At 71.2% G+C, this 26249-nt stretch carries 23 protein-coding genes and 1 pseudogene; 12 read left to right on the forward strand and 12 right to left on the reverse strand.

Going from position 1 to position 26249, the window contains the following annotated elements; all coding sequences use genetic code 11:
* Positions 1-18 precede the first annotated feature (18 nt).
* The 3 genes and pseudogenes from ACEN9J_RS10205 to ACEN9J_RS10215 all read left to right on the forward strand — a co-directional run bounded on the left by ACEN9J_RS10205 (position 19) and on the right by ACEN9J_RS10215 (position 2631).
* Entirely contained in the window at positions 19-924 is a 906-nt protein-coding gene (locus tag ACEN9J_RS10205) for a LysR family transcriptional regulator (RefSeq protein WP_057590428.1), read from the forward strand.
* Between the two features lie 121 nt (positions 925-1045).
* Positions 1046-1924 (forward strand): annotated as a pseudogene (locus tag ACEN9J_RS10210) (MBL fold metallo-hydrolase); the annotation flags it as partial.
* On the forward strand, positions 1918-2631 hold the full coding sequence (locus ACEN9J_RS10215; RefSeq protein ID WP_413763974.1) for a DsbA family protein: 714 nt from the start codon (positions 1918-1920) through the stop codon (positions 2629-2631). The pseudogene ACEN9J_RS10210 and the gene ACEN9J_RS10215, both read left to right, overlap by 7 nt.
* A gap of 3 nt (positions 2632-2634) precedes the next feature.
* Here the strand turns inward: ACEN9J_RS10215 and ACEN9J_RS10220 are convergent, their stop codons facing one another.
* From ACEN9J_RS10220 to ACEN9J_RS10265, 10 genes are all read right to left on the reverse strand, one after another.
* Positions 2635-2934, reverse strand: coding sequence for a putative quinol monooxygenase (locus ACEN9J_RS10220; RefSeq protein WP_413763975.1), 300 nt, complete (start codon positions 2932-2934; stop codon positions 2635-2637).
* A 110-nt stretch (positions 2935-3044) separates the two neighbouring features.
* Positions 3045-4742 carry a tannase/feruloyl esterase family alpha/beta hydrolase gene (locus ACEN9J_RS10225; protein WP_413763976.1) on the reverse strand — a complete coding sequence of 566 codons (1698 nt, stop codon included), beginning with the start codon at positions 4740-4742 and terminating at the stop codon, positions 3045-3047.
* Positions 4743-4805: 63 nt separating this feature from the next.
* A complete protein-coding gene (locus ACEN9J_RS10230; protein WP_413763977.1) occupies positions 4806-5510 on the reverse strand; it encodes an ABC transporter ATP-binding protein in 705 nt (234 codons plus the stop codon).
* A complete protein-coding gene (locus ACEN9J_RS10235; protein ID WP_413763978.1) occupies positions 5503-6273 on the reverse strand; it encodes an ABC transporter ATP-binding protein in 771 nt (256 codons plus the stop codon). Before ACEN9J_RS10235 ends, ACEN9J_RS10230 begins: the two co-directional genes overlap by 8 nt.
* On the reverse strand, positions 6270-7256 hold the full coding sequence (locus ACEN9J_RS10240) for a branched-chain amino acid ABC transporter permease (RefSeq protein ID WP_296731983.1): 987 nt from the start codon (positions 7254-7256) through the stop codon (positions 6270-6272). The genes ACEN9J_RS10235 and ACEN9J_RS10240 overlap by 4 nt, the downstream gene beginning before the upstream one ends.
* Positions 7256-8128, reverse strand: a complete 873-nt coding sequence (locus tag ACEN9J_RS10245; RefSeq protein ID WP_057595671.1) for a branched-chain amino acid ABC transporter permease — start codon at positions 8126-8128, stop codon at positions 7256-7258. Before ACEN9J_RS10245 ends, ACEN9J_RS10240 begins: the two co-directional genes overlap by 1 nt.
* A gap of 150 nt (positions 8129-8278) precedes the next feature.
* Complete coding sequence (locus ACEN9J_RS10250) at positions 8279-9463, reverse strand: ABC transporter substrate-binding protein (RefSeq protein ID WP_261213690.1); 1185 nt, start codon at positions 9461-9463, stop codon at positions 8279-8281.
* Positions 9464-9626: 163 nt separating this feature from the next.
* Positions 9627-10616: a PDR/VanB family oxidoreductase gene (locus ACEN9J_RS10255; protein ID WP_413763979.1), complete on the reverse strand. Its 990-nt coding sequence runs from the start codon at positions 10614-10616 to the stop codon at positions 9627-9629.
* Between the two features lie 34 nt (positions 10617-10650).
* Positions 10651-11427, reverse strand: coding sequence for a GntR family transcriptional regulator (locus ACEN9J_RS10260; RefSeq protein WP_209540963.1), 777 nt, complete (start codon positions 11425-11427; stop codon positions 10651-10653).
* Entirely contained in the window at positions 11424-12530 is a 1107-nt protein-coding gene (locus ACEN9J_RS10265; RefSeq protein ID WP_261213696.1) for an aromatic ring-hydroxylating dioxygenase subunit alpha, read from the reverse strand. Before ACEN9J_RS10265 ends, ACEN9J_RS10260 begins: the two co-directional genes overlap by 4 nt.
* 156 nt (positions 12531-12686) lie before the next feature.
* Between ACEN9J_RS10265 and ACEN9J_RS10270 the strand changes: the two genes are divergently transcribed.
* From ACEN9J_RS10270 to ACEN9J_RS10280, 3 genes are read left to right on the forward strand one after another with little or no spacing between them, the layout of a single operon-like run.
* Positions 12687-13808 (forward strand): 5-methyltetrahydropteroyltriglutamate--homocysteine S-methyltransferase, encoded by a 1122-nt coding sequence (locus ACEN9J_RS10270; RefSeq protein ID WP_296731968.1) that lies wholly within the window; start codon positions 12687-12689, stop codon positions 13806-13808.
* 27 nt (positions 13809-13835) lie between these two features.
* Complete coding sequence (locus tag ACEN9J_RS10275; protein ID WP_261213700.1) at positions 13836-14501, forward strand: glutathione S-transferase family protein; 666 nt, start codon at positions 13836-13838, stop codon at positions 14499-14501.
* Between the two features lie 46 nt (positions 14502-14547).
* Positions 14548-15927 carry a phospholipase D-like domain-containing protein gene (locus ACEN9J_RS10280; protein ID WP_261213702.1) on the forward strand — a complete coding sequence of 460 codons (1380 nt, stop codon included), beginning with the start codon at positions 14548-14550 and terminating at the stop codon, positions 15925-15927.
* On the opposite strand, the gene ACEN9J_RS10285 is transcribed toward ACEN9J_RS10280, so the two are convergent.
* Positions 15905-16651 carry a TetR/AcrR family transcriptional regulator gene (locus ACEN9J_RS10285; protein WP_261213704.1) on the reverse strand — a complete coding sequence of 249 codons (747 nt, stop codon included), beginning with the start codon at positions 16649-16651 and terminating at the stop codon, positions 15905-15907. The genes ACEN9J_RS10280 and ACEN9J_RS10285 overlap by 23 nt on opposite strands.
* A gap of 93 nt (positions 16652-16744) precedes the next feature.
* Here ACEN9J_RS10285 and ACEN9J_RS10290 point away from each other — a divergent pair, with 93 nt between their 5' ends.
* The 6 genes from ACEN9J_RS10290 to ACEN9J_RS10315 all read left to right on the forward strand — a co-directional run bounded on the left by ACEN9J_RS10290 (position 16745) and on the right by ACEN9J_RS10315 (position 25323).
* Positions 16745-17761 (forward strand): HlyD family efflux transporter periplasmic adaptor subunit, encoded by a 1017-nt coding sequence (locus tag ACEN9J_RS10290; RefSeq protein WP_413763980.1) that lies wholly within the window; start codon positions 16745-16747, stop codon positions 17759-17761.
* Positions 17758-19530: an ATP-binding cassette domain-containing protein gene (locus tag ACEN9J_RS10295; protein ID WP_413763981.1), complete on the forward strand. Its 1773-nt coding sequence runs from the start codon at positions 17758-17760 to the stop codon at positions 19528-19530. Before ACEN9J_RS10290 ends, ACEN9J_RS10295 begins: the two co-directional genes overlap by 4 nt.
* A complete protein-coding gene (locus tag ACEN9J_RS10300) occupies positions 19527-20657 on the forward strand; it encodes an ABC transporter permease (protein WP_413763982.1) in 1131 nt (376 codons plus the stop codon). The genes ACEN9J_RS10295 and ACEN9J_RS10300 overlap by 4 nt, the downstream gene beginning before the upstream one ends.
* A gap of 13 nt (positions 20658-20670) precedes the next feature.
* On the forward strand, positions 20671-21789 hold the full coding sequence (locus ACEN9J_RS10305; RefSeq protein WP_413763984.1) for an ABC transporter permease: 1119 nt from the start codon (positions 20671-20673) through the stop codon (positions 21787-21789).
* A gap of 32 nt (positions 21790-21821) precedes the next feature.
* Complete coding sequence (locus ACEN9J_RS10310; RefSeq protein ID WP_413763985.1) at positions 21822-23345, forward strand: efflux transporter outer membrane subunit; 1524 nt, start codon at positions 21822-21824, stop codon at positions 23343-23345.
* A gap of 226 nt (positions 23346-23571) precedes the next feature.
* Positions 23572-25323 (forward strand): Ig-like domain-containing protein, encoded by a 1752-nt coding sequence (locus ACEN9J_RS10315; protein ID WP_413763986.1) that lies wholly within the window; start codon positions 23572-23574, stop codon positions 25321-25323.
* A 7-nt stretch (positions 25324-25330) separates the two neighbouring features.
* On the opposite strand, the gene ACEN9J_RS10320 is transcribed toward ACEN9J_RS10315, so the two are convergent.
* Complete coding sequence (locus tag ACEN9J_RS10320; RefSeq protein ID WP_261213715.1) at positions 25331-26230, reverse strand: LysR family transcriptional regulator; 900 nt, start codon at positions 26228-26230, stop codon at positions 25331-25333.
* Positions 26231-26249: the final 19 nt, after the last annotated feature.

Raw genomic sequence — 26249 nt, forward strand, 5'->3', positions numbered from 1 at the left:
AACAACGGAGCCGACGCCATGCGCGACCTCGACCTCACCACCCTGCGCCTGTTCGTCTCGGTCTGCGAAACCCGCAGCATCGCGCGCGCCGGCGCCCAGGCCAGCATCGTCGGCTCGGCCATCAGCAAGCGGCTGGCGCAGCTCGAGGACACGCTGGGCACGCCGCTGTTCGTGCGACGCCGCCGCGGCGTGGTGCCCACGGCGGCCGGCGAAACCCTGCTCGAGCATGCGCGCGCCATGCTCGGCAGCGTGAACCGCATCGAGCGCGACATGGCGGCCTATGCCGGCGGCATGCGCGGCCACGTGCGCATGCTGGCCTCGGCCTCGGTGATGGCCGAGTCGCTGGCCGAGGACGTGGCCGATTTCCTGCAGGACCCGGCGCACCGCAACATCCGCGTCGACATGGAGGAGCGCGTCAGCCCCGAGATCGTGCGCGGCATCCGCGAGGGCGTGGCCTCGATCGGCCTGTGCTGGGACGCGGCCGACCTCGAGGGCCTGCAGCGGCGCGACTACCGCAGCGACCACCTCGCGGTGGTGGCCCATCCCTCGCACCCGGTGGCGCGGATGCGCGAGGTGCGCTTCGAGCAGTTGCTCGACCACGAGTTCGTCGGCATGCCCGCGCTCAGCGCGGTGCAGCTGCTGCTCGCGCGCGAGGCCACGGCCGCGGGCAAGCCGCTGGTGCACCGCGTGCTGGTGTCGAACTTCGACGCCGCGCTGCGCGTCGTGCGCGCCGGCCTCGCGATCAGCGTGGTGCCGGCCGAGGTGGCGCAGCCCTTCACCGCGGCCTACGGCCTGTGCCTGATGCCGCTGGCCGACCCGTGGGCGAAGCGCCGCTTCGCGATCTGCTTTCGCGACGAGGCCTCGCTGTCGCCCGCGGCACAGCTGCTGGTGGCGCACCTCGAGAAGCTGGCGCGGCGCGACTGATCCGCCCGATTCGACCGGATTGCGAAACGATCCTTTGCGCGGAAGCCGGTTTTTGTTTCGTTCGGCGCCATCCACACTGCGGGCTTCACCTGTCACACCCTCATCCGCAGAAAGAATCGCCATGTTCCGCCGCAGCTTCCTCGCCGCCACCGCGCTCGCCGCCTTCTCCACCCTCGGTCTCGCCGCATCCGCCTCCCCCTTGACGCTCGAGGTCTACAACCCTGGCGCGGCCTCGCTGTTTCCCGTCTCCTCGAGCATCGTCTCGGGCGAGAAGGAGGCCGTGCTGATCGACGCCCAGTTCCAGCGCAACGACGCCCAGGCGCTGGTGAAGAAGATCCAGGCCGGCGGCCGCAGGCTCGCCACCGTCTACATCAGCCACAGCGACCCCGACTATTACTTCGGCCTCGACGTGATCCATGCCGCCTTCCCCGACGCGAAGATCGTCGCCACGCCGCAGACCGTGGCCGCGATCCAGGCCTCGAAGGACGGCAAGCTGGCCCACTGGGGTCCGATCCTCAAGGACAACGCGCCGCAGTCGCTGGTGGTGCCCGAGCCGCTCGCGGGCGACACGATCGAGCTCGAGGGCCGCAAGATCCAGGTCGTCGGCCCCACGCCCGCACGCACCGTCGCGTGGATTCCCTCGCTCAGGACCGTGGTCGGCGGCGTGCCGGTATCGGCCAACATCCACCTCTGGGTGGCCGACACGCAGACACCCGAGTCGCGCCGCGACTGGCGCCGCACGCTCGACCGCATCGCGGCGCTCAAGCCGAAGACCGTGGTGCCCGGCCACTACCTGCCGAACGCCGACGGCTCGGCGCCCTCCACGCTCGCCTCGGTGAACTTCACGCGCGCCTACCTGCAGGCCTTCGAGACCGAGGCCGCGAAAGCCAAGGACTCGGCCGCGCTGATCGCCGCGATGAAGAAGCGCTACCCCAAGCTGGAGGACGCCTCCTCGCTCGAACTGAGCGCGAAGGTCATCAAGGGAGAGATGAAATGGCCGCAATGAACGAAGCCACCACCCTGCATTGCATCTTCGATCCGCTGTGCGGCTGGTGCTATGCCGCCGCGCCGCTGGTCGAGGCCGCGCGCGAGGTGCCGGGCCTGCGCGTCGAACTGCATGGCGGCGGCATGATGACCGGCGCCAACCGCCGCGCCATCACGCCGCAGTGGCGCGACTACGTGCTGCCGCACGACCGCCGCATCGCCGAGCTCACGGGCCAGCCCTTCGGCGAGGCCTACTTCGAAGGCCTGCTGCGCGACGGCACGGCCGTGATGGACTCCGAGCCGCCGACCACCGCGATCCTCGCGGCCGAGTCGCTGCGCGCGGGTGGCGCGCTCGACATGGCCCATCGCGTGCAGCGCGCGCACTACGCCGAGGGCCGGCGCATCGCCGACGCCGACGTGCTGCAGGCGCTGGCCGCGGAACTGGGCTTCGATGCCGAGGCCTTCGCCGCGGCCTTCGCGCGGCTGTCGGGCGAAGCGACCGCGCAACACATCGAGGCCAGCCGCGCGCTGCTGCGCCGCGTCGGTGGCCAGGGCTTCCCGACCTTCGTGCTCGCGCGGCCCGATGGCGGCGCGGGCCGGGTCGACATCGGCCCGTGGCTGGGCCGGCCGGACGCGTGGAAGGCGCAGCTCGCGAGCTTCGCGGCGCCGGCGTCGACTTCGTCGGCAACGCCGGCCTGCGGCCCGGACGGCTGCGCGATCTGAGCGCTACGCGACCTGCTCCAGAAAGACCAGCCGGATCGGCTCCTCGAGCAGTTCGTCGAAGCGCTGCTCGAAGGCCTTGAAGTGCGGCGTGGCCAGATGCGCATCCAGCGCGGCCTGGTCCCGGAACGACTCGCGCATGTAGAAGCTGCCGGGTTCGTCGCGCAGTTCGAACAGCGTGTAGTCGAGGCAGCCGGGCTCCTGGCGCGTGGGTGGCACCAGCGCGCTCAATGCGGCGCGAAGGGATTCGCGCCGACCGGGCCGGGCTTTCAGGACGGCGATGCCGATGATGGGGGTCGTGTTCATGGGGCGTGGAGGGTGTGACAGGGACCCCGCAGTGTGCGAGCAGGCCCGTGCATGAAAAAGCCCTCGCGCCCGGAAACTCTTTCAAGCGCCGCTTGAAGATCGGCCCGGCGCTAGCGCGTGCACTGGAAGCTCGCCGCCTGCGCCACATCGCCTCCCACGTAGCGCGGCCACAGCGGCCATTCGCACAGCGGGCGCGCGCGCACCGTCCTGAAGGGCGGCTGCACCTCCTGCTCGAGCAGTTGCAGGCCGGCGGGCGCGCGGCCGCGCTCGACCCAGTCGACCAGCACGCCGAGCATGTCGACGTTGGCCGGCGCGCCGCTGCCCACGTGGTCCACGCCGGGCGCGGTGTACAGCCGCATGAAGCGGTCCGCCTCGGCGCGGCCCATGCGCGCGACCACCGACTCGTGGTAGCGGATGCCCGCGAACGGGCTCTGCGCATAGTCGGCCATGTGCTCGAGCATCAGCAGCTTGCCGCCGCGCGCGCTGAAGGCGCCGAGGTCGGGGTCGGTCGAATCCATCAGCCGCGAGACGGTGGCGATGCGCGCCGCATGGTCCTCGGCGCGGTAGTTGCGCACGTCGAGCGACGGATCGCGGGCATAGAAGTACTGCAGCGCGCCGCTGCCGTAGAACCACGCGATGCCGTTGCTCGGCTGCGGCGGCACGGTCGGCGCGGCACTGCCGGTCCACCAGGCGTTCCAGCCGCCCATCGAGGCGAAGGCCGGCGTGGCCTCGCCGCCGATGCCCCAGCCCGGGTACTCCGCGATGCCGTTGGCCAGCGGCACGGGCGAGCGCCACGGCGAACGCAGCGTGCGCACCGCCTGCACCTGCGCGTCGTTGAGGCAGTCGTCCCCGCGCGTGCCCGCCGCGCAGCGCAGGCTGGCCGGGTCGAAGCGCTGCAGGCAGGCCACCGGGTTCGACACGATGCGATCGGCTGCGCCGTCGGCGGCATCGCAGGCCGCGAGCACGGCCTCGTGCACCCGCTGCACCTGCGCGGGCCGCAGCCAGCCCTCGCCGAAGGTGGCGATGCCGTTGCGCGTGCCCGCATGCTGCAGCCCGGTCCAGTTGATGACCGGCACGCGGCTGAAGATGCCGTCGAAGTCGCGCGGATAGCGCTGCGCCATGGTCAGCGCCTCGCGTCCGCCCTCCGAGCTGCCCATGAAGTAGAGCTTGCGCGGCGCCTGTCCGTAGGCGCGCTGCATCAGCGCCACGGCCACGTCGCGCACCTTCTTGTACGAGGCATGCGCGAAGTTCTCGAGCGCCTCGTCGTTGAGCGCGAAGGCCTGCGGCGGCTGGCCGGCCACGTTCTGGTGGCCGGAGTCGGTGCCGTAGGTCACGTAGCCCTGCGCGAGCGGCGTGGGCTGGTCGAAGCGGGCCGCCGGCACCAGCGCCAGGCCGGTGATCAGCACGCCGTTGAACCCGCCGCCGCCGTACTGCAGGCTGCGGCCGTTCCAGGCCAGCGGCAGGTTGACCTGGAACCCGATCGGCGGCGCCGCGGCATCGAGCGGCGCGATGCGCCCGAGCAGCCGGCAATGCGCGGGCGTGGCCGGCGTGATGCGCGCCGCCGGACTCGGGCCGCGCTCCGCCACCGCCAGCGGCGCGGCGGCCACGAGGGTGGCGGTGTCGATGGTCGCCATGCCGCTGGGCAGGCCGATCGCGCCGGGCGGCACCGGTGCCGCGCGGCGCGCGCAGGCCACGGCGGGGTCGGGCCCGAGGCTCAGGCTTTGCGGCGCGGAAGGCCCGCCGGTGCCGCAGGCGGCGAGCAGGCCCGCGGCGATCGCCAGGGCCGACAGGCCGGCGGTTCGTCGCATCGTCGTGTTCCGGATCTCCATGGTCTTCTGTCTCCTTGTCTTTCCGGCCGATGCGTCGACCGCCTAGCGCGCCACACCCAGCAAGCGATCGAGCACCTGCAGCTGCGCGCGCAGCGCGGCCGCGCTGTCGGCATGCACGATGGTCCCGTGGTCGAGCACCACGGCCTCGTCGGAGATCGCGAGGATCGCCTGCGGATGCTGCTCGACCACGATCGCGGCCAGGCCCTCGTCGCGCGTGATGCGGCGGATGGCGCGCAGCAGCTCCTCCACGATGATCGGCGCCAGGCCCTCGAGCGGCTCGTCGAGCAGCAGCAGCTTCGGGTTCAGCACCAGCGCGCGGCCCACGGCCAGCATCTGCTGCTCGCCGCCCGACAGCTGGGTACCGAGGTTGGTCTTGCGCTCGGCCAGGCGCGGGAACATCTCGTAGACGCGGCGCGGATTCCACGGCCCGGGCCGCTCCACGGCCGTGAGGTTCTCGTGCACGGTGAGCGACTTGAAGATGTTGCGTTCCTGCGGCACCCAGCCGATGCCGGCCGCCGCGCGCTGGTGCGGCGCGAGCCGGTGCAGCGCCTGGCCGCCGAGCGCGATGCTGCCGCCGTGCTGGCGCGTGGCGCCCGCCAGGGTGTTGATCAGCGTGGTCTTGCCGGTGCCGTTGCGGCCCAGCAGCGCGAGCGTGCGGCCCTCGCCGAGCGCGAAGGAAACGTCGTGCAGCACCACGGCCTCGCCGTAGCCGGCGCTCAGGTTCTCGATGCGCAGCAGCTCAGACATGGGCGACCTCGGCGGTCTGGCCATGGCCGAGGTAGACCTCCTTGACCCGCGGGTCGTTGGCGATGGCCTCGGGATCGCCCTCGGTCAGCAGGGTGCCGTTGACCAGCACCGTCATGCGGTCGGCGAAGCTGAACACCAGGTCCATGTCGTGCTCGATCAGCAGCACCGACACGTCGGCCGGCAGCGCGGCCACGGTCTGCAGCAGCTCCTCGCGCTCGCCCGCGGGCACGCCGGCCACGGGTTCGTCGAGCAGCAGCACGCGCGGCTCGCAGGCCAGCGCGATCGCGATCTCGAGCAGCCGGCGCTTGCCGTAGGCCAGATGTTTGGTCTGCTGGTGCGCCACGTCGGCCAGGTGGAACTGCTCGAGCAGCTGCCCCGCGCGCTCGGCCACCGCCCTGGTCGCGCCGAGCGGGCGCCACCATTGCGCGCCGATGCCCTGGTGCTGCGACACGACCAGCGCCAGCGTCTCGAGCGGCGTCATCGAGTCGAACAGCTGGTTGATCTGAAAGGTGCGCACCAGCCCGCGCGCCACGCGCTTGTGCGGCGCGAGGCGCGTGATGTCCTCGCCGAGCAGCGTGATGCGGCCCTCGGAGGGCGTGAGCACGCCCGTGAGCTGGTTGATCAGCGTGGTCTTGCCGGCGCCGTTCGGGCCGATCAGCGCATGGCGCGCGCCGCGCCGGAGTTCCATCGAGACGTTGTTCGTCGCGGTGATGCCGCCGAAGCGCATCACCAGCCCATGGGTCGAGAGCACGGTGTCGGTCATGCCGCACCGCCCTTCTTGCCGGCACCGAACCAGGTCCAGGGCTTGAGCAGACGATCGCGGCCCACGAGCACCAGCAACACCAGGATCAGGCCGATCCAGAACATCCAGTACTGCGGCGTCACCGACGACAGCCAGGTCTGCAGCAGCTTGAAGACGATGGCGCCCGCGACGCCGCCGTAGAGCCAGCCCACGCCGCCGATCACCAGCATCAGCAGCACGTCGGCCGAGCGGTCGAAGGCCAGCACGTCGAGCGAGGCGAAGCCGGTGGTCTGCGCGAGCAGCGCGCCCGCGGCGCCGGCCACGCCGGCCGCCACGGTGTAGATCACGGCCAGCCGCGACACCACCGGGATGCCGATCGCCATGGCGCGCAGCCGGTTGTCGCGGATCGCCTTGAGCGTGGCGCCGAAGGGCGAATGCACGAGCCGGCGCATGACGAGGAACAGCACCAGCATCACGGCGAGCGAATACCAGGCGGCCGTGCGGCCGTAGAGATCGAACTCGAACAGGCCGAGCACCGGCCCCATCACCACGCCCTGCAGGCCGTCGGCACCGCCGGTCAGCCAGTCGAGCTTGTTGGCGAGCTCGAGCAGCAGGAGCGCAGTGCCGAGCGTGACCATCAGCCGCGTGAGGTCGCTGCCGCGCAGGATGGTGACGCTGGCCACCAGCCCGAGCAGCGCCGACAGCACGATGGCGAACAGCAGGCCCACGGTCGGGTCGGGCATCACCAGCTTGGCGAACAGCGCCGCGGCATAGGCGCCGAAGCCGAAGAAGGCCGCATGGCCCAGCGAAACGATGCCGGTGTAGCCGAGGATCAGGTCGAGCGACATCGCGAACAGCGCGACGATGGCGATCTCGTTGACCAGCAGCGAGTGCGAGGGCGTGATCAGCGGCAGCGCGAAGGCCACGGCCCACACGACGAACTCGACCGGGTGCCAGCGCGCCTTGCGCAGCAGCGGCGACTGGAAGTCGGAAGGCGCATCCATCAGCGGCCCCCCTTGCGCGTGAACAGGCCCTGCGGCCGCCACATCAGGATCAGGATCATCAGCAGGTAGACGGTGAAGGCGCCCATCTTCGGAATGAAGTACTTGCCGGCCACGTCGGCGATGCCCAGCAGCAGCGCGGCCGCGAGCGGCCCGGTGATCGAGGAGGTGCCGCCGACCGAGACCACGATCAGGAAATAGATCATGTACTTGAGCGGGAAGGTCGGATCGAGGCCGAGGATCTCGGCACCGAGCGCGCCGCCTAGCCCCGCGAGCCCCGAGCCGACCGCGAAGGTCAGCAGGAACACCACGTTGACGTTGATGCCCAGCCCCGCGGCCACGCGCGGGTCGTCGACCGCGGCGCGCAGCCGGCTGCCGAAGCGGGTCTTCGAGAGGATCAGCTGCAGCACCACGGTGAGCACCGCGCAGACCGCGATGATGAACAGCCGGTAGTGGCCCATGCCCAGCATCAGCGCGCCATCGCCGAGCTCGGTGCGCCCGCGCAGCCATTCGGGCAGCTGCACGTTCTGCTGCGAGGAGCCCACGAAGTAGTCGATGGCCGCCACCGCCATGAAGGCCAGCCCGATCGAGAACAGCACCTGGTCGAGGTGCGGCTTGCCGTACATGGGCCGGTAGAGCGTGCGCTCGAGCAGCGCGCCGGCCAGCGCCACGACCACGAAGGCCAGCGGCAGGCACAGCATGAACGGCACGCCGAACTTCTGCATCGCGAACACGGTGAGATAACCGCCCGCCATCGCGAAGGCGCCGTGCGCGAGGTTGATGAAGTTCATCAGCCCCAGCGTCACGGCCAGCCCCACGGCGAGCACGAACAGCAGCATGCCGTAGGCGATGCCGTCGAAAAGAATGGTGAGCATGTGCGCTTGTTCGCGGCTGCCGAATGCGGGCTGACCGGACGCGAAGGACGCGAAAACTACGCGAAGGACGCGAAAGAATTCAAATGAAGTTTCTTTCGCGTCCTTCGCGCAACCTTCGCGTCCTCTGCGTCCGGCTGCCCGATCCCGTGTTTACTTTGCCTTGCCCGGGTCCTTGACGCCCTTGATCACGTCGAACTCGACGTTGTAGAGCTGCCCGTCCTTCTTCTCGACCTTGCGCAGGTACACGTCCTGCACCACGTCGCGGGTCTGGGCGTCGATCAGCACCTGGCCGCGCGGGCTCTCGAAGACCTGGCCCTTCATGCCGGCCAAGAGCGCCTCGCCGCCGCCCTGGCCCTTGCTGGTCCTGAGCGCCTCGTAGATCACGCGCATGCCGTCGTAGCCGCCCACGGCCATGAAGTTGGGGCGCAGCTTGGGGTTGGCCTTCTCGAAGGCCTCGACGAACTTCTTGTTGGCGGCCGAGGGATGGGCGGCCGAGTAGTGGTGCGAGGTGACCACGCCGAGCGCGCCGTCGCCCATGTCGTTGAGCTGGTCGTCGTCGGTCACGTCGCCGGTGGCGATCAGCTTGATGCCGGCCTTGTCCATGCCGCGCTCGAGGAACTGCTTCATCACGGCCGCGCCCGCGCCCGAGGGCACGAAGACGAACAGCGCGTCGGGCTTGGCGTCGCGCACCTTCTGCAGGAAGGGGGCGAAGTCGGGATTGCGCAGCGGCACGCGCAGCTTGTCGATCACCTTGCCGCCGTTGAGCGCGAAGCGCTCGCTGAAGAACTTCTCGGCGTCGTTGCCGGGGCCGTAGTCGCTGACCAGCGTGACCACCGTCTTGATGCCGTTCTTCGGCGCCCAGTCGCCCATCGGCACCGACACCTGCGGCAGCGTGAAGCCGCTGCGCACGATGAAGGGCGAGGCCTCGGTGATGCTCGAGGTGGCCGCGGCCATCACGACCTGCGGCGTCTTCGACTGGGTGGCGATCGGCGCCACCGCGAGCGCCAGCGGCGTCAGGCCGAAGCCCGCGAGCACGTTGACCTTGTCGTTCACCACCAGCTCCTGCGCCAGGCGCTTGGTGACGTCGGGCAGGCCGGTGTCGTCCTTGACGATCAGTTCGATCTTCCTGCCGGCCACGGTGTCGCCGTTCTGCGCCATGTACAGGCGCGCGGCGGCCTCGATCTGGCGGCCGGTCGACGCCGACTGGCCGGTCATCGGCAGGATCAGGCCGATCTTGAACTTGTTGTCCTGGGCCTGGACGGCCGTCACGGACAGCGCGCCGGAAAGCGCGAGCGCGGCGAGGCTCGCGGACTGGATGAGTTGACGCCTTTGCATGAGTTCTCCTTTGGGGGCGACGAGCGGAATCGGCCTATTTTTCAACACTTTGCAACATTCCTTGTCGCGGGCCTTCACCTAGGCGCGGGCCCGCGCGGCGCTTTGTTGCGCGATAGACAAATGAACTGCGCGATGATCGCGCAACAGGGTGGATCGGTGCCGGTCAGGCGTCCGCGCGGTACGCGGAATCGAGCGTGAGCGTACCCACCGCGCGCGACACGCAGGCACAGATGCGGGTGGTGGCCCGCTTCTCGTGCGCGCTGAGGAACACGTCGCGGTGGTCGATCTCGCCGTCGACGGCCAGCACGTCCATCGCGCACAGCCCGCATTCGCCGCGCCGGCAATCCCACAGGGTCTGCACGCCGGCCGCGTCGAGCGCATCGAGCAGCGAGCAGTCGGCCGGCACGGTGATCGCGAGGTCGTGCCGCGGCACGCGCACGGTGAAGGCCTGCGCGGCCAGCCGGCCGCTGCTGCCGAAGGTCTCGAAGCGCAGGTCGGCCGCGGCGCGGCCGGCGGCCGCCCAGGCGCGCTGCACGGCCTCGAGCATCGGCGCCGGGCCGCAGGTGTAGAGCTGGCCGCCCGCGGGCAGCGCGGCGATGGCGGCCGCGAGGTCGATGGCCGCGGCGCCTTCGTGCGTCCGCAGCTTCTCGTCGCCGAGCGATGCGCGCAGTTCATCGAGGTAGGCGAACTCGCCCGCGTGGCGCGCGCCGTAGTGCATGGCCAGCGGCACGCCGCTGCGCCGCGCATGCGCGCTCAACCGTTGCGCCATGCCCACCAGCGGCGTGATGCCGATGCCGCCCGCCACCAGCAGGTAGCCCGGCGCCGACAGGTCGAGCGCGAAATGGTTCTGCGGCGCGCTGACCTGCAGGCGATCGCCCACGGCCAGCCGCCACATCGCGAGCGAGCCGCCGCGACCGTCGTCGAGCCGCTTGACGGCGATGCGCCAGCCGCCCAGCTCGCCCTGCCCCACGAGCGAATACGAGCGCGTCTGCGACTGGCCCTGCGCGTTCGTCACCTGCACCTGCAGATGGGCGCCGGGCTCGTGGCCGCCGGCGGTGCCCGCCTCGGGCCGAAGCTCGAATTCGCGCACGGTGGGTGTGAGGTCGCGCAGCGCCACCACCTGCGCCTGCATCCATTGGAGATCGCTTTTCATCGGGGAACCAGGACCGGAAAAAGAAGGAAGCCGCTCAGCCGCGGCGGCGGATCAGTTGCACGCCCGGCAGCGGACGCTGCTGCTCGGCGGGCGCGCCATGCAGCGCCTCGCGCAGGTTGCGCCGCGCGATGCGGCTGTGCTCGCGCATCAGCGCCTCGGCGCGCGAGCCCTCGCCGGACTCGATGGCGTCGAGCACCTGCACATGCTGGTCCTGCGCGATCACCAGCATGTCGCGCGCGGCCGGCGAATTGGCCTGCACGATCACGAAGCCCGAGGGCGAGGCGAACGGCAGGTTGATCACGCGCTCGAGTTGCTGCGCGATGACCGGGCTGCCGGCCATCTCGCACAGCAGCGCATGGAAGCGCTCGTTGTGAGTCACGTAGCGCGAGAAGGCGGCGTCATCGAGCGCGGGCTCGCGCAGCAGCTCGTCGATGCGCTGCAGGCAGCCGCGCGCCTCGCGCAGCACCACCGGCGCCGCGCCGCGTTCGGCCGCGAGCCGCGCGACCAGCCCCTCGAGCGTGCCGCGCAGCTCGATCGCATCGGCCACGTCGCGTTCGGAAAAAGTGCGCACCGCATAGCCGCCGTTGGGCAGGGCCTCGAGCAGGCCTTCCTGCTCGAGCCGCATCAGCGCGGTGCGCACCGGCGTGCGCGACACGCCGAGCTGCTCGGAGATCGCGACCTCGGCGATGCGCGCGCCGCCCGGCAGCTCGCCGGCCAGGATCATCTCGCGCAGCCGCAGCTGCGCCTTCACGGCCTGCGAGGCGCCGCTGTCGCCGGGCTCGCCGGCGCTGCTGCTGGCGGCGACCTTCATGCGGCCTGCCGCCGGTCGACGCGGATCGGGATCGCGGCGCGCGCGGGCCGCTCCTTGTCGACCATGCGGTCGATCAGTCGCCGCGCCCACATCGAGCCGGCGTCGATGTTGAGGTTGTAGAAGCGGTGGTCGGGATGCTCGTCGATCGCCTTCTGCTGCGCCTCGAGCACCAGCTCGTCCTCGCGGAAGATGCCCGAGACGCCCTCGCGCAGCTCGTGCGTGAGGCGCTGCTCGCCCAGGCAGTAGTTGCGCGCGAAGGCCCAGAAGTAGAGGCAGGTCTTGTCGGTCTCGGGCGTGATGGTGTTGAGCACGTAGCCGTTGACGCCCTTGCCGCGGTCGCCCGGGTTGCCGCCCTTGGGCACCGCGCCGCTGCCGGCCTCGGCCACGCCGACGTCGATGTTGACCGTGCACGGCGCCTCGAAGCGGATGATCTGCCAGCGGTCGACCTTGCCCGCGTAGCCGCGCGCATGGCGGATCTGGCCACCCCAGAAAGGCGGCGCCTCGATGTTCTCCATCCAGCGCGTGACGGTGGCCGAGCGGTCGCCATGGGTGGCGACGAAGGGCGCCTCGGCCACCTCGCGGTTGCCGATCGAGGAGCCGTGCACGAAGGTCTCGTGCGTCAGGTCCATGAGGTTGTCGACCACCAGCCGGTAGTCGCAGTTCACGCGGATCATCTTGCCGTCGCCGGCCCAGGCCGGGTCGTCGTTCCAGTGCATGTCGGGCACCAGCGCGGGGTCGGCCAGCGCCGGATCGCCGGGCCAGATCCAGATGAAGCGGTGCTTCTCGGCCACCGGGAAGCTGCGCACGCAGGCCGAGGGGTTGAGCGTTTCCTGGCTCGGCATGTGGGTGCAGCGGCCCTGGCTGTTGTAGACCAGGCCGTGGTAGCCGCAGACCAGCTCGTCGCCCTCGAGCCGCCCCATCGACAGCGGCAGCAGCCGGTGCCAGCAGGCGTCCTCGAGCGCGGCCACCTGCCCGTCGGTGCGGCGGAACAGCACCAGCTTCTGGTTGCAGACCGTGCGCGGCAGCAGCGCATGCCGCACCTCCACGTCGTAGGCGGCGGCATACCAGGCGTTGAGCGGGAAATGGGGCGATCGCGTGTCCATGGATACTCAATGTATACAGAAACACGAGAATTTCCAGCCGATTAAGCCGAATCAAGGGAAAACACCAATCTCCCTGTACACATCGACGTCGTCGCACAAGGCGATACGATGTTCCGTTCCACCTCTTTCGTTCAGACAAGCCGGAGTTCCATCCTCATGTCCCAGCACGCCACCCTGCCCGCCCGCTACGACCACGTGGGCAGCTTCCTGCGTCCCCAATACCTGCTCGAAGCCCGCGAGCAGAAGGCCAGGGGCGAGATCACGCCCGAGCAACTGCGCACGGTCGAGGACAAGGCCATCGCCGAGATCGTCAAGTTCCAGGAAGACATCGGCCTCAAGAGCATCACCGACGGCGAATTCCGCCGCACCTACTTCCACATCGACTTCCTCGACCAGCTCGGCGGCGTGAAGACCGACATCCCGGTCACGATCCGCAAGCCCGACGGCAGCGAGGAACTGGCGCCGCCCGCGATGCGCGTCATCGACAAGGTGCGCCACGTCAAGAACATCCAGCTGGCCGACTTCGAATACCTCAAGAGCCAGGTCTCGGCCGGCCGCACGCCCAAGGTCACGATCCCCTCGCCGACCATGCTGCACTTCCGCGGCGGCCGCGCCGGCATCAGCAAGGAGGCCTATCCCGAGCTCGACCCCGCGTTCTACGACGACGTGGCCCAGGCCTATGGCGACGAGCTGCGCTCGCTGGCCGCGGCCGGCTGCACCTACGTGCAGATGGACGACACCAACCTCGCCTACCTCTGCGACGAGCACATGCGCGAGGCGGCCCGCAAGCGCGGCGACGACCCGAACGAGCTGCCGCACCGCTACGCCGCCTTCATCAACAAGGTGGTGGCGCAGAAGCCGCCGGGCATGCTGCTGGCCATGCACCTGTGCCGCGGCAACTTCAAGAGCACCCATGCCGCGGCCGGCAACTACGAGCCGGTGGCCGAGGCGCTGCTCAAGGAGATGGACCTCGACGCCTACTTCATGGAGTACGACGACGCGCGCTCGGGCGACTTCAAGCCGCTGCGCTTCCTGCCCAAGGGCAAGACCGTGGTGCTGGGCCTGGTGACCACCAAGTTCGGCCAGATGGAGGACAAGGACGAGCTCAAGCGCCGCATCGAGAACGCCGCCATGTACGCGCCGCTCGAACAGCTCGCGCTGTCGCCGCAGTGCGGCTTCTCGAGCACGGTGCACGGCAACAACATCGCGGTCGAGGCGCAGCGCGCCAAGCTGCGACTGGTGGTCGAGACCGCGCAGGAAGTCTGGGGATCGACCTGAGCCGCGCTTTCTGCTGAACTCGGGGCCATGACGACCCACATCTTCTCCGGCCCCCTCAGCATGTTCGGCGCCAAGGTCCAGATCGCGGCGCTCGAGAAGGGCATCGCCTTCGAGCTCGTGATGGTGCCCTTCGACCGCGACGACAACTACAGCCCCAAGCACCCCGAGGTGCTGCGCATCAACCCCAAGGGCCAGGTGCCGGTGCTGATCGACGACGCGGTCGAGCTGTTCGACTCGACGCAGATCTTCGAGTACCTCGAGGACCGGCATCCACGGCCCGCGCTGTGGCCCGCCGAAGCGGCCGCGCGGGCCCGCGCGCGCCAGCTCGAGCACCGTTCCGACGAGGTCTTCTTCCCGCAGGTGGTCAGGCTCTTCGGCCTGCAGGAGGCGATGCAAAGCCCGCCCGCGGTGGAGGCCTGCGCCGCCTGCGCGCGCTTCTACGGCCAGCTCGACACCCTGCTGGCCGACGGCCGCGCGTTCCTGGCCGGCGACTACGGCTATGCCGACATCGCCTTCTACATGGCCCATGTGTTCGCCGACCGCAAGGGCGCGGGCATGACCGCCGAGACGCCGCGGCTCGTGGCCTGGCGCGACCGCGTCGGCGAGCGGCCCGCGGTACGCGCGGTGGTCGACCCGATGATGGACTTCCTGGCCTCGCAGGGCCGCGGCGTTCCGGCCTTCCTTCGGCGCTGAGGGGGCAAGCACGGCGGCGCGCGGCCGCCTCAGGCATCATCGGCCCATGCCGAAAAACGGGTTCGACTGGCTTCCCTCTCCGTCCCAGCATTTCCTCGTCGTCACCTTCGCGCTGCTGGTCTACGTGCTGACCACCCGCGCACGCCGCGAGCAGCGCGCGCCCACCACCGCCATCGCGTGGGTCATGGGCCTGGTGCTGCTGCCCTACCTGATCCTGCCGATGTACCTGCTGTTCGGCCAGCGCAAGCTGCGCCCCGCGGGCTCGGCGCGGCCGCCGCGCTCGGCGCCGGCCGGCCACTGGGCCGCCGACCTGATCGAGAGCTTCGGGCTGGCGCCGCCCGGGCGCAGCGCGATCCGGCTGCATGCCGACGGCGAGCATGCGCGGCTCGCGCTGTTCGAGGTGATCGACGGCGCGCGCGAACGGCTCGACGTCTGCACCTTCATCATCGGCAACGACGCGCTCGGCCGCTCGGTGATCGAGCGGCTCGCGCAGCGCGCGCGCGAAGGCGTCAAGGTGCGGGTGCTGCTCGACGGCTTCGGCGCGCTCACGCTGCCGCGCCACCACTTCGATCCGCTGCGCGCGGCCGGCGGCGAGGTGGCGGTGTTCCGGCCTTTCTTCAGCCTGCGTCGCATCGGGCCGCGCAACCTGCGCAACCACCGCAAGTTCACCATCGCCGACGACGGCTGGCTCTGGTCGGGCGGGCGCAACCTCGCCTGCGAGTACTTCAACGGCGACGCCGCCCATCCCGAGGCCTGGCGCGATCTCTCGTTCGACCTGCGCGGCAGCGTGGCGGCCGCCGCGGCGCGCCAGTTCGACCACGACTGGGCCTCGGTGCGCAGCCGCAAGCCGCGCGCGATCACCGCTGAAGACGTGCCCGAAGGCCCGGGCGCCGCGCTGGCGCAGTTCCTGCCGAGCGGCCCCGACCAGACCGAGGACACCGCGCATGCGCTGCTGATCGACGCCTGTTTTCGCGCCGAGCACCGGCTGCTCGCGATCACGCCCTACTTCGTGCCCGGCGACGGCCTGCGCGACGCGCTGCGGCTGGCCGCGCGGCGCGGCGTGCAGGTCACGATCGCGATCCCCGCGCAGTCGAACCACCGGCTGGCCGACTTCGTGCGCACGCGCGCCATGCGCGACCTGGCGCGCGCGGGCGTGAGCTTCCGCATGCTGCCGTTCATGGCCCATGCCAAGGCGGTGGTGGTCGACGACCAGCTCGCGATGTGCGGCTCGATCAACCTCGACCTGCGCAGCCTGCTGCTGAACCACGAGGCCAATGTCGTGTTCTACGGCACGCACGAGATCGAATGGCTGGCCGAGTGGATCGAGACCACGGCCTCGGCCGGCGAGGCCTACCGCGCGCGGCGCCCGGGCCTGTTGCGCGACGTGGCCGAGGGATTGCTGCTCACCGTCGCCTTCCAGCTTTGACGGGCGCGGCGGCCTGCTGGCCGCCCGCCTCCCGCGCCACCGCGTCGAGGCCCGCGAGCACGTAGCGCATCAGGTCGTCGACCAGCGCCCCGGTGTCGCGCACCGCGGGCAGCACGCGCTGGCCCAGCTCCTTGGGCGCGACCATCATCACGATGCACGGCAGCACCGTGAACATCACGCCGCGCTGCACCGAGGGGTGGTCGTCGGCCAGGCCCATGATCTCGCCGATCAGCCCGCGCACCACCTTGGCCTTGGGCAGCACCGCCTTCTGGATCAGCACCGGCATCGCGCTCGAGGGCGACAGCGCCTCGCGCAGCATCACGCGAAAGCCCCAGGGCGCCTGCGGCTGGTGGCCCATCTCGACCAGGTGGCCGAGCAAGGCGCGCAGCCGCTCGCGCGGATCGGCGCCGCTGCTCGCCTGGGCCACCAGTTCGTCCAGGCTGACGATCTGGCGGTGCGCCTCGACCAGCACCGCCTCGTAGAGGCCGTCGCGGCCGCCGAAGTGGTAGTTGACCGCCGCCATGTTGGTGCCGGCGCGGGTGCAGATCTCCTTGCTGGTGCTGGCCGCGAAGCCGCGCTCGGCGAACAGCCGGCCCGCGGTCTCGAGGATGTGGGCGCGGGTCGCATTGCCGTCGGTGCGCGGCGCGCGCGCGGCCGGTTCGGCCTCGGCGGCGGGCGGTGCGGAGGAGGCGGTCGGACGAGGGGAACGGGATCGGCTGGCCATGGCGCGAGCCTACCCCAACTTCCGGCCCACTTCAAATTCAAATTTGAATTTGATACGATCCGGACGCTCCTTCCGCTTCCGCCCCAAAAAGCCATGACCAAGAAACCCCTGATCGCCCTCGCCGTCGTCGTGCTGGCCGCCGCGGCCGTCGCCGCCTGGCACTACGGCCGCCCGGCCGCGCCTTCCGACCGCATCGTGCTCTACGGCAACGTCGACCTGCGGCAGGTGTCGCTGGCCTTCAGCGGCAGCGAGCGCGTGGCCGAGCTCGCGGTGCGCGAGGGCGACCGGGTGCGCGCCGGCCAGGTCATCGGCCGGCTCGACACGCGCACCCTGGCGCTGCGCGTGGCGCAGTCGCGGGCGCGCATCGGCGTGCAGGAACAGGCGCTGCTGCGGCTGAAGACCGGCAGCCGGCCCGAGGAGATCGCGCAGGCCGAGGCCCAGGTGAGCGCCGCCCAGGCCGATGCCGAGCTCGCCGCGCAGCAGCTCGCGCGGCTGCAGGCCATCGGCCAGTCGACCGCGGGCCGCGCGGTGAGCCAGCAGGACCTCGAGAGCGCGCAGGCGCGGCGCAAGGTCGCGCAGGCCCAGCTCGACAACGCGCGCAAGGCACGGCAACTGGTGGTGAGCGGGCCGCGCAAGGAGGACATAGCCCAGGCCCAGGCCCAGCTCGAGGCGGCGCGCGCCGAGCTCGCGCTGATGCAGCACGAACTCGAGGAGGCCGAGCTCAAGGCGCCGATCGACGCCGTGGTGCGCGCGCGGCTGCTCGAGCCCGGCGACATGGCCTCGCCGCAGCGCCCGGCCTTCACGCTCGCGATCACCGATCCCAAGTGGGTGCGGGCCTACGTCGCCGAGCCCGACCTCGGCCGCATCCAGGCCGGACAGGAGGCCAGCGTGACCACCGACAGCCAGCCCGACCATGCGATCGCGGGCAAGGTGGGCTACATCGCCTCGGTGGCGGAGTTCACGCCCAAGACCGTGCAGACCGAGGAGCTGCGCAGCAGCCTGGTCTACGAAATCCGCGTGATGGTCGACGACAGGGAGGACCGGCTGCGGCTGGGCATGCCGGCCACCGTCACGCTGCGGCTCGCGTCCTCCGGAACGGCCGGCAAGTGAACGCGCCCGCCGTCCTCGCGCGCGGCCTGCACAAGCGCTTCGTCGTCAAGCCCGCGAAGAAGACCGTGCACGCGCTCGACGACATCGCGCTCGAGGTGCCGCCCGGCACGCTGACCGCGCTGGTCGGCCCCGACGGCGCCGGCAAGACCACGCTGCTGCGGCTGATGGCCGGCCTGCTGCGCGTCGATGCCGGCGAGCTGCGCGTGCTCGGCATCGACGTGGCCGCCGACCCGCAGGCGGTGCAGGACCGCATCAGCTACATGCCGCAGCGCTTCGGCCTCTACGACGACCTCAGCGTGCAGGAGAACCTCGACCTCTATGCCGACCTGCACGGCGTGCCGCGCGACGAGCGGCGCGCGCGCTACGGCCGGCTGATGGAGATGACCGACCTCGGCCGCTTCACCGACCGGCCCGCGGGCAAGCTCTCGGGCGGCATGAAGCAGAAGCTCGGGCTGGCCTGCACGCTGGTGCGTTCGCCCGAGCTGCTGCTGCTCGACGAGCCCACGGTGGGCGTCGATCCGCTGTCACGGCGCGAGCTGTGGCAGATCGTGCAGCAGCTGGTGGACGACGAGCAGCTCTCGGTCATCGTGAGTACCGCCTACCTCGACGAGGCCGAGCGCTGCGCGCGCGTGTTCGTGCTGCGCGAGGGACGGCTCGTGGCGCAGGGCGCGCCCGAGGAGATCCGCGACCGCGCGCAGGGCCTGTGCTTCGTGGCCGCGCCGCCGGCCGGCGAGCCACCGCGGCGGCTGCAGGCGCGGCTGCTCGATGCGCGCGCCGAGATCGTGGACGCGGTGCCGCAGGGCGGCGAGGTGCGCTTCGTGCGGCGCGACGACGCGGACGAGGCAGGCATCGGCACGCTGCTCGATGGCGCGGCCGCCGAGCCCGTGGCACCGCGGCTCGAGGATGGCTTCATGACGCTGCTGCGCGCGCAGGAAGAGCCGGCGCAGAAGCCCGCCGAGCCGATCGCGCGGCAGCCGGCGCCCTCCTCTTCAACGCCCGGCGACACCGTCATCGAGGTCAAGGACCTGGTGCGCCGCTTCGGCGACTTCACCGCCGTCGCCAGCACCAGCTTCAGCGTGCGCCGCGGCGAGATCTTCGGCCTGCTGGGCCCCAACGGTGCGGGCAAGACCACCACCTTCCGCATGCTCTGCGGCCTGCTGCCGGCCAGCGGCGGCCAGCTGCGCGTGGCCGGCGTCGACCTGCGCCATGCGCGCGCGCAGGCACGCCGGCGCATCGGCTACGTCTCGCAGAAGTTCGCGCTCTACGGCAACCTCAGCGTGCGCGAGAACCTCGAGTTCTTCGGCGGCGCCTACGGCCTGCGCGGGGCGCGACTGCGCGAGCGCATGGACGCGGTGCTGCGCCAGTTCGACCTGGCGCGCGAGATCGACGCGCCCAGCGGCCAGCTGCCCGGCGGCTACCGCCAGCGCCTGGCGATGGCCACCGGCCTGCTGCACGAGCCCGAGATCCTGTTCCTCGACGAGCCCACCAGCGGCGCCGACCCGCTCGCGCGGCGCGAGTTCTGGCGCCGCATCACCGCGCTGGCCGAGGCCGGCACCACGGTCGTGATCACCACCCACTTCATGGAAGAGGCCGAGTACTGCGACCGCATCGTGATCCAGGACGCGGGCCGGCTGCTGGCCATCGGCACGCCGCGCGAGGTGCGCGCGCAGGCGCTGGGCGACGCACACGGCGAGCGCGATGCGCGCCGCATCGACATGGAGCAGGCCTTCATCGGCATCGTCGAGAAGGCGCGGAAGGAGAAAGCATGAGCGGCTTCTGGTCCCGCCTGGTCTCGCTCACGCGCAAGGAGTTCCGCCAGCTGCTGCGCGACCGCAGCAACCTCGCGATCGGCATCCTGCTGCCGATGGTGCTGATCCTGATCTTCGGCTACGGCATGTCGCTCGACGTCAAGCATGCGCCGGTGGCGATCGTGTTCGAGGACGCCTCGCCCGGCGCGCAGGAGGCGATGGCCGGGCTGCAGCTCTCGCCCACGCTCGCGCCGATCCCGCTGGCCTCGATGCACGAGGCCGAACGGTTGATGCGCGAGCGCCGCATCGACGCCATCGTGCGCGTGCCCTCGGACTTCTCGCGCGCGCTCGCGGCCGGCCAGGCGCGCGTGCAGGTGATCGTGCACGGCGCCGACGCGGGCCGCGCGACCATCGTGCTGCAGTACCTCGATGCGGCCATCGGCCAGTCGGCGTTGCGCCAGGCCGACCGCGGTGGCAACGCCAGCGCCGCGCCCGCCATCGGCAGCGTGACGCTAGAGCAGCGCATGTGGTTCAACGCCGCCAACACCAGCACCTGGTACCTGGTGCCGGGGCTGATCGTGCTGATCATGACGCTGGTCGGCGCCTTCCTCACCGCACTGGTGATGGCGCGCGAATGGGAACGCGGCACCCTCGAGGCGCTGTTCGTCACGCCGGTGCGGCCGGTCGAGATCCTGCTGGCGAAGATCGTGCCCTACTTCGCGGTCGGCATGCTGGGGCTGGCGCTGTGCCTGCTGGCCGCGCGCTTCCTGTTCGCGGTGCCGATGTACGGCTCGCTGGTCGTGGTGGTGCTGAGCTCGATGCTCTACCTGGTCGTGGCGGTGAGCCTGGGTCTGGTGATCTCCTCGGTCACGCGCAACCAGTTCCTCGCCAGCCAGGTGGCGCTGATCGCCACCTTCCTGCCCTCGATGATGCTGTCGGGCTTCCTGTTCGACCTGCGCAACACGCCGCTGGCGGTGCAGGTGATCGGGCATGCGCTGCCGGCCACCTACTTCATGGAGCTGGTCAAGACGCTGTTCCTCGCGGGCGACGTCTGGCCGCTGATCTGGCGCGACTGCGCCATCCTCGCCGCCTACGCGGTGGGCCTGCTGGCGCTGGCGCGCGCGGTCACGCGCAAGCGCCTGGACTGAAAGGAACCGCACCATGCTCGACTTCCTGCTGCGCATCGCCAACCTCTGCCGCAAGGAACTGCTCGCGATCCTCAAGGACCCCGCGAGCCGCGTGATCCTGGTCGTGCCGGCGCTGATGCAGAGCCTGATCTTCGGCTACGCCGCCACCTACGACCTGAGCAACGTGCCCTATGCGCTGCTCGACCAGAGCCATGGCGGCGCGGCCACCGAGCTGGTCGCGCGGCTCGACGGCACCGGCGTGTTCCACCGCGTCGCCACGCTGCGCACCCAGGCCGACATCCGCGAGGTCATCGACACGCAGAAGGCGCTGCTGGTGGTGCAGCTCGGCCCCGACTTCGAGCAGCGGCTCGCGGCCGGCCAGCGCGCGCCGGTGCAGCTGATCCTCGATGCGCGCAACTCCAACACCGCGGGCTCGGCTGCGGGCTACGTGGGCGCGGTGGTCGAGCGCTACAACGCCGAGCTGCGCAGCCGCGCGGGCATGGCGCCGGCGCCGCTGGCCGTGGAATCGCGCGCCTGGTTCAACCCCAACCTCGAGACGCGCTGGAACCTGCTGCCCGGCATGATCGCCGCGCTCAGCATGGTGCAGACGCTGCTCTTGACCGCGCTGTCGGTGGCGCGCGAGCGCGAACAGGGCACCTTCGACCAGTTGCTGGTGACGCCGATGTCGCCGCTCGAGATCATGGTCGGCAAGGCGCTGCCACCGGTGCTGGTGGGGCTGGTGCAGTCCTCGCTGGTGCTGCTGGTGGCGCGCTTCTGGTTCGGCATCCCGATGGCGGGCTCGCTGTTCACGCTCTACACCGGGCTGGTGTTCTTCACCGTCGCGAGCGTGGGCATCGGGCTGTCGATCTCGGCCGTGTCGGCCAACATGCAGCAGGCCATGCTCTACACCTTCGTGCTGCTGATGCCGATGATGCTGCTGTCGGGCCTGACCACGCCGGTGCGCAACATGCCCGAGCTGCTGCAGATGGCCACGCTGGCCAATCCGCTGCGCTTCGCGATCGACCTGGTGCAGCGCGTCTACCTCGAGGGCGTCGGGCTCTCGACGGTGGCTGCCAATCTCATTCCGCTCTCGGTCATCGCCGTGGTCACGCTGCCGCTCGCCGCCTGGCTGTTCCGGAACAGGCTCGCCTGAACGCGCGCCATTCCACGTCTGGAGAAGAAGACATGTCCCTCCCTCATGCCCTCGCGCCGCTGGTGCTCGCCCTCGCGCTGTCGGGCTGCGCGGTCGGCCCCGACCATCGCCCCGCCGAGACGCCGGCCCCCGCCGACTGGTCGGCCTGGCACGGCGGCGCCGATGCGCTGCTCGGCGCCGAACGGCGCGCCGGCGCCTCGGCCGCCACCAGCGACTGGAAGGCCTTCGGCGATCCGCTGCTCGACAGCCTGCAGGCGCGCGCGCTCGCTGCCAACCACGACCTGCGGACGGCCGCCTTGCGCTTCGCGCAGAGCCGCGCGCAGCGCAGCGCCACCGCGGCGCAGCGAGGGCCGCAGCTCGAGGCGAGCGCGGGCGTGAACCGCCAGCGGCAGAGCGAGAGCGGCGCGGCCACGCGCATGATCGACGCGATCGGCTCGTCGGCCGGCAACCGCGAGCAGCTGATCCGCTCGCTGTCGCAGCCCTTCGACCTCTACCAGGCCGGCTTCGACGCCTCGTGGGAGATCGACCTCTGGGGCCGCGTGCGGCGCGCGGTCGAGGCCGCTGAGGCCGACAGCGCCGCCTCGGCCGCGCTGCTGCGGCAGGCGCAGCTCAGCGTGCAGGCCGAGGTCGCGCGCAACTACGTCGAGCTGCGCGGCAGCCAGCGCGAACTGCAACTGGCGCGCGCCGACCTCGCGGCCGCCGGCGAGTCGCTCGAGCTGGTGCAGGCCCGCGCGCGCGGCGGCCTCGTGACCGAGCTCGACCCCGTGCGCCAGCGCGGCCTGCTGGCCGAGCTGCGCGGCCGCATCCCGGCGCTGCTGCAGCAGGAGGCGCAGGCGATGAACCAGATCACGCTGCTGCTCGGCGCCGCGCCGGGCGCGCTCAATGCCGAGCTCGCGGCGCCGGCCGATGCCACCGCGCAGGACCGCGCCCTGCCCGAACTCGCGCTGGGCCTGCCGGCCGAACTCGCGCGCCGCCGACCCGATATCGCCGCGGCCGAGGCGCAACTCCATGCCGCCACCGCGCGCGTGGGCGTGGCGGTGGCCGAGCTCTATCCGCGCGTGACGCTGGGCGCGCGCTTCGGCAACGAATCGGTGGGCCACGAGCGCTTCGGCGACTGGGGCAGCCGGCAGTGGCAGGTCGGCCCCTCGCTGAGCCTGCCGATCTTCGACATGGGAAGGCGCCGCAGCACCGTGACCCTGCGCGAGCTGCAGCAGCAGGAGGCGGCGGTCGCCTTCCAGCAGACGGTGCTCAAGGCCTGGCACGAGATCGACGGCGCGCTCAGCGCCTATGCGGCCGAGCGCCGCCGCCAGGCCGAGCTGGCCGAGCGCGAGCGCGAGAGCGCCGATGCGCTGGCGCTCGCGCAGGCGCGCTACGCCGGCGGTCTCACCGATTTCGGTGTGGCGCTCGATGCCCGCCGCACCCTGCTGCAGGCCCAGCGCGACCGGGCCCAGAGCCGCAGCCGGCTGGCCGTGGACTGGGTCGCGGTCTGCAAGGCGCTGGGCAGCGCGCCGCCCGAGGAGGCGGTCGCCGCAGCGGCATCCGAGCCGCCAATTTGATACATTGCAACAACGTTTGAAACACAAACACACAATCCATCTAGAATTACTACCGGTTTCGGTAGTTGACGGATGGGTTTTGTCCGCGCGCCCCTGAGGCGCGGCCCGATCGGCACTCCCGGCACCCCCTGCATCGCAGGGCCGCCCGACGGGGGTCGCGCACGGCGAACGGCCGGCTCCCGGCGCCGACCGTTCGAGCTTTGCGCCCCCGCCGCGGGGAAGACCGATGCGAGCCTTCTCCTCGCTGCAAGCCGGTGCACGCCGGCTGTGCGCCGCCCTGCTGGGGGCGGTGGCCCTGCTGGTCGCATCGCCCTCGGGCGCGGTCGTGCTCGACGAGATCGGCCGCGGCACCGCCAGCGTCCACCGCCTGAAGTTCTTCGTCGATCCGCAGCTCGCGGCCGAGATCGGCGGCGCCGAGGCCGGCCGCCGGCTGGCGCAGTACGTGGCCGACGTGAACACCGTCTTCACGCGCGAATCGGTGCGCGGCTTCGGCTTCGACCCCGCCGCCGACCTGCAATGGATCGCGCCGGCCCAGGCGCCGCAATGCAGCCTCAACGGCCTGGTCAACGGCGAGATCGCGGTCTGCATCAACAAGTCGACGCGCGGCTACAGCCACGGCGGCCTGACGATGAGCTGGACCTTTCCGGCGCGCGGCGCGACCTGGAACCTCAACTGGACCGCGATCCACGACCCGCTGCGCCTGTCGCGCGCCATCGCGCCCGGCGCCGTCGAATCGACCGAGAAGGACTACCTCGGGCGCCAGCTCAAGACCCTGCTGCATGAACTCGAGCACGTCTTCGGCGCCGGCTCGGGCGAGTACTACAACGCGATCGCGGTGGCCGACACCACCGACGTCGCACCCAAGGCCGACCTCGACCTCACGAAGCCCGCCGACCGCTACTGGTGGCCGCGCCAGCACTGGCGGCTCGATCCGCTGCTGGGCACGGTGTTCGAGGAGCGCTTCGACCCCGCGACCAACCGCGTGGCCACGCTCGAGATGATCCGCTTCACCGAGGGCACGAAGGCCAACCTCGACACCGACTGGAGCAACTGGCCCAAGCTCGGCAGCTCCAAGTTCATGGCCGGCACCACCGCCACCCAGGTGCGCGTGAGCGAGCGCGAGGGCGGCGCGGCGCTGCCCGGCGCGCAGGTCTGGGTATGGCGCGATCCGGGCGCGGGCAAGCCGCTGGAGCCGATCGCGCAGGGCGTGTCGGACGCGGGCGGGCGCTTCGTCTTCGACTGGCGCTGCGGCTTCACCTGCTTCGCGGTCGGCAAGACCAACCTGCTGGTGAAGGCGCAGGCACCGGGCCGCGCGCCGGGCGCGAGCTGGTTCACCATCTTCGATGCCTTCGAGCAGAAGGCGGTGCGCGGCCAGGCCATGTTCTCCATCGACCTGCCGCTGGGCCTGCCCGACGACCACAAGCCGGTGGTCTCGCTGGCCGCGCCGGCCATGGCCACCGTGGGCCAGCCGGTGACGCTGGCGCCGGTGGCGGTCGACAACGTGGGCGTGTGGGGCCTCAAGGTGATGGGCGCGCAGAGCCTGCCGATCTGCAGCTTCACCGCCCCGCCCTACACCTGCAACTGGACGCCGACCGCGCCCGGCATGCAGACCATCCGCGTGATCGCGATGGACGCGGCCGGCAACACGGCGGTGGCCTCGGCCAACGTGATGGTCAACCCGCCGGCCGACACGCTGCCGCCCGCCGTGGCCTTCGTCGCGCCGCCGACCGCTGCGGCCGGCCTGCCGCTGCGCCTGGCCGCGAGCGCGGCCGACAACGTGGCGGTGGCCGAGCTCAAGTTCATCGCCGACGGCCGCACCGTCTGCACGCTGCGCGCCGCGCCCTACGTGTGCACCTGGACGCCGACACGCGCGGGCCATGCGGTGATCGAGGTGCGCGCCTCGGACGCGGCCGGCAACATCGCGGCCGTGTCGGGCGGGGTGCGCGTCGAGGGCGGCTTGCGGCCCGAGGACCTGTAGCGCAACCCTACATGCCGCGGTCGCTGCGCTGCCGCTGCGCCGTCATCAACGCCGTGTGCATGGCCTCGCGCATCGCGGCCAGCGTGCGGCTGTCGTCGTCGGTCTTGCGCGTGACCAGCGACAGCTGCAGCATCGGCGCGCCACGGCCGAGCCGCACGATGCGCACCGGGTAGGTCGCCACCAGCCCCGGGTCCGCGATCTGCACCACCGAGATCCCGAGACCGCCGCTGACCATGGCGACGATGGCGGGCGTGCTGTCGAACTCCAGCGTGCCGCGCTTCTCGCGCACCTGCGTGCTCACGAAGCGCGCGGCCAGCGTGCCGGTGACGGTGGAACGGTCGTAGCGGATCCAGTCGTACTGCTTGAACAGCGCGGCCACCGAGCTCTCGGTGGCCGTGGGCGGCGCCACCAGCACCAGCTCGCGCCGCAGCATCGGCTGCCAGCGCAGCCGCGCCGAACCGCCGCTCTCGGGCTGCGCCACCAGCGCCGCATCGAGGTCGCCGGCCTTCACCGCCGCGATCAGCGACGCGCTGCGCCCGCGCGCGGGGCGCAGCTCCAGCCGCGGATAGCGCTCGCGCAGCAGCCGCATGGTGGCGGGCAGCACGATGGGCTGCATCGACTCGATCACGCCCAGCCGCACGCTGCCCTCGATGCTCACGCTCGCGCGCTTGCGCAGCGACTCGAGCTGCTGCAGCGCATCGCGCATGACCGAGGAGACCTCGTGCGCCAGCTTCATCGGCTTGACCTGCAGGCCCGAGCGGTCGAACAGCGGCTGGCCCAGGTAGGCCTCGAGCTGCTTCATCTGCATGCTGATGGCGCTGGGCGTGAGGTTCATCTCGTGCGCGGCCGCCGCCAGGGTGCCGCCGCGCAGCACGGCGTCGAGCGTGGAGAAGGCATCGATCTTCATCAAATTTCCTTAGCTAAGA

The sequence above is a fragment of the Variovorax sp. Varisp41 genome (assembly GCF_047325085.1).
Taxonomy (GTDB): Bacteria; Pseudomonadota; Gammaproteobacteria; order Burkholderiales; family Burkholderiaceae_C; genus Variovorax.

Excerpts from the sequence above, each read along its gene's own strand:
- ACEN9J_RS10205 (WP_057590428.1), top strand. The coding sequence starts at position 19 with ATGCGCGACCTCGACCTCACCACCCTGCGCCTGTTCGTCTCGGTCTGC.
- ACEN9J_RS10215 (WP_413763974.1), top strand. The coding sequence starts at position 1,918 with ATGGCCGCAATGAACGAAGCCACCACCCTGCATTGCATCTTCGATCCG.
- ACEN9J_RS10220 (WP_413763975.1), bottom strand. The coding sequence starts at position 2,934 with ATGAACACGACCCCCATCATCGGCATCGCCGTCCTGAAAGCCCGGCCC.
- ACEN9J_RS10225 (WP_413763976.1), bottom strand. The coding sequence starts at position 4,742 with ATGCGACGAACCGCCGGCCTGTCGGCCCTGGCGATCGCCGCGGGCCTG.
- ACEN9J_RS10230 (WP_413763977.1), bottom strand. The coding sequence starts at position 5,510 with ATGTCTGAGCTGCTGCGCATCGAGAACCTGAGCGCCGGCTACGGCGAG.
- ACEN9J_RS10235 (WP_413763978.1), bottom strand. The coding sequence starts at position 6,273 with ATGACCGACACCGTGCTCTCGACCCATGGGCTGGTGATGCGCTTCGGC.
- ACEN9J_RS10240 (WP_296731983.1), bottom strand. The coding sequence starts at position 7,256 with ATGGATGCGCCTTCCGACTTCCAGTCGCCGCTGCTGCGCAAGGCGCGC.
- ACEN9J_RS10245 (WP_057595671.1), bottom strand. The coding sequence starts at position 8,128 with ATGCTCACCATTCTTTTCGACGGCATCGCCTACGGCATGCTGCTGTTC.
- ACEN9J_RS10250 (WP_261213690.1), bottom strand. The coding sequence starts at position 9,463 with ATGCAAAGGCGTCAACTCATCCAGTCCGCGAGCCTCGCCGCGCTCGCG.
- ACEN9J_RS10255 (WP_413763979.1), bottom strand. The coding sequence starts at position 10,616 with ATGAAAAGCGATCTCCAATGGATGCAGGCGCAGGTGGTGGCGCTGCGC.
- ACEN9J_RS10260 (WP_209540963.1), bottom strand. The coding sequence starts at position 11,427 with ATGAAGGTCGCCGCCAGCAGCAGCGCCGGCGAGCCCGGCGACAGCGGC.
- ACEN9J_RS10265 (WP_261213696.1), bottom strand. The coding sequence starts at position 12,530 with ATGGACACGCGATCGCCCCATTTCCCGCTCAACGCCTGGTATGCCGCC.
- ACEN9J_RS10270 (WP_296731968.1), top strand. The coding sequence starts at position 12,687 with ATGTCCCAGCACGCCACCCTGCCCGCCCGCTACGACCACGTGGGCAGC.
- ACEN9J_RS10275 (WP_261213700.1), top strand. The coding sequence starts at position 13,836 with ATGACGACCCACATCTTCTCCGGCCCCCTCAGCATGTTCGGCGCCAAG.
- ACEN9J_RS10280 (WP_261213702.1), top strand. The coding sequence starts at position 14,548 with ATGCCGAAAAACGGGTTCGACTGGCTTCCCTCTCCGTCCCAGCATTTC.
- ACEN9J_RS10285 (WP_261213704.1), bottom strand. The coding sequence starts at position 16,651 with ATGGCCAGCCGATCCCGTTCCCCTCGTCCGACCGCCTCCTCCGCACCG.
- ACEN9J_RS10290 (WP_413763980.1), top strand. The coding sequence starts at position 16,745 with ATGACCAAGAAACCCCTGATCGCCCTCGCCGTCGTCGTGCTGGCCGCC.
- ACEN9J_RS10300 (WP_413763982.1), top strand. The coding sequence starts at position 19,527 with ATGAGCGGCTTCTGGTCCCGCCTGGTCTCGCTCACGCGCAAGGAGTTC.
- ACEN9J_RS10305 (WP_413763984.1), top strand. The coding sequence starts at position 20,671 with ATGCTCGACTTCCTGCTGCGCATCGCCAACCTCTGCCGCAAGGAACTG.
- ACEN9J_RS10310 (WP_413763985.1), top strand. The coding sequence starts at position 21,822 with ATGTCCCTCCCTCATGCCCTCGCGCCGCTGGTGCTCGCCCTCGCGCTG.
- ACEN9J_RS10315 (WP_413763986.1), top strand. The coding sequence starts at position 23,572 with ATGCGAGCCTTCTCCTCGCTGCAAGCCGGTGCACGCCGGCTGTGCGCC.
- ACEN9J_RS10320 (WP_261213715.1), bottom strand. The coding sequence starts at position 26,230 with ATGAAGATCGATGCCTTCTCCACGCTCGACGCCGTGCTGCGCGGCGGC.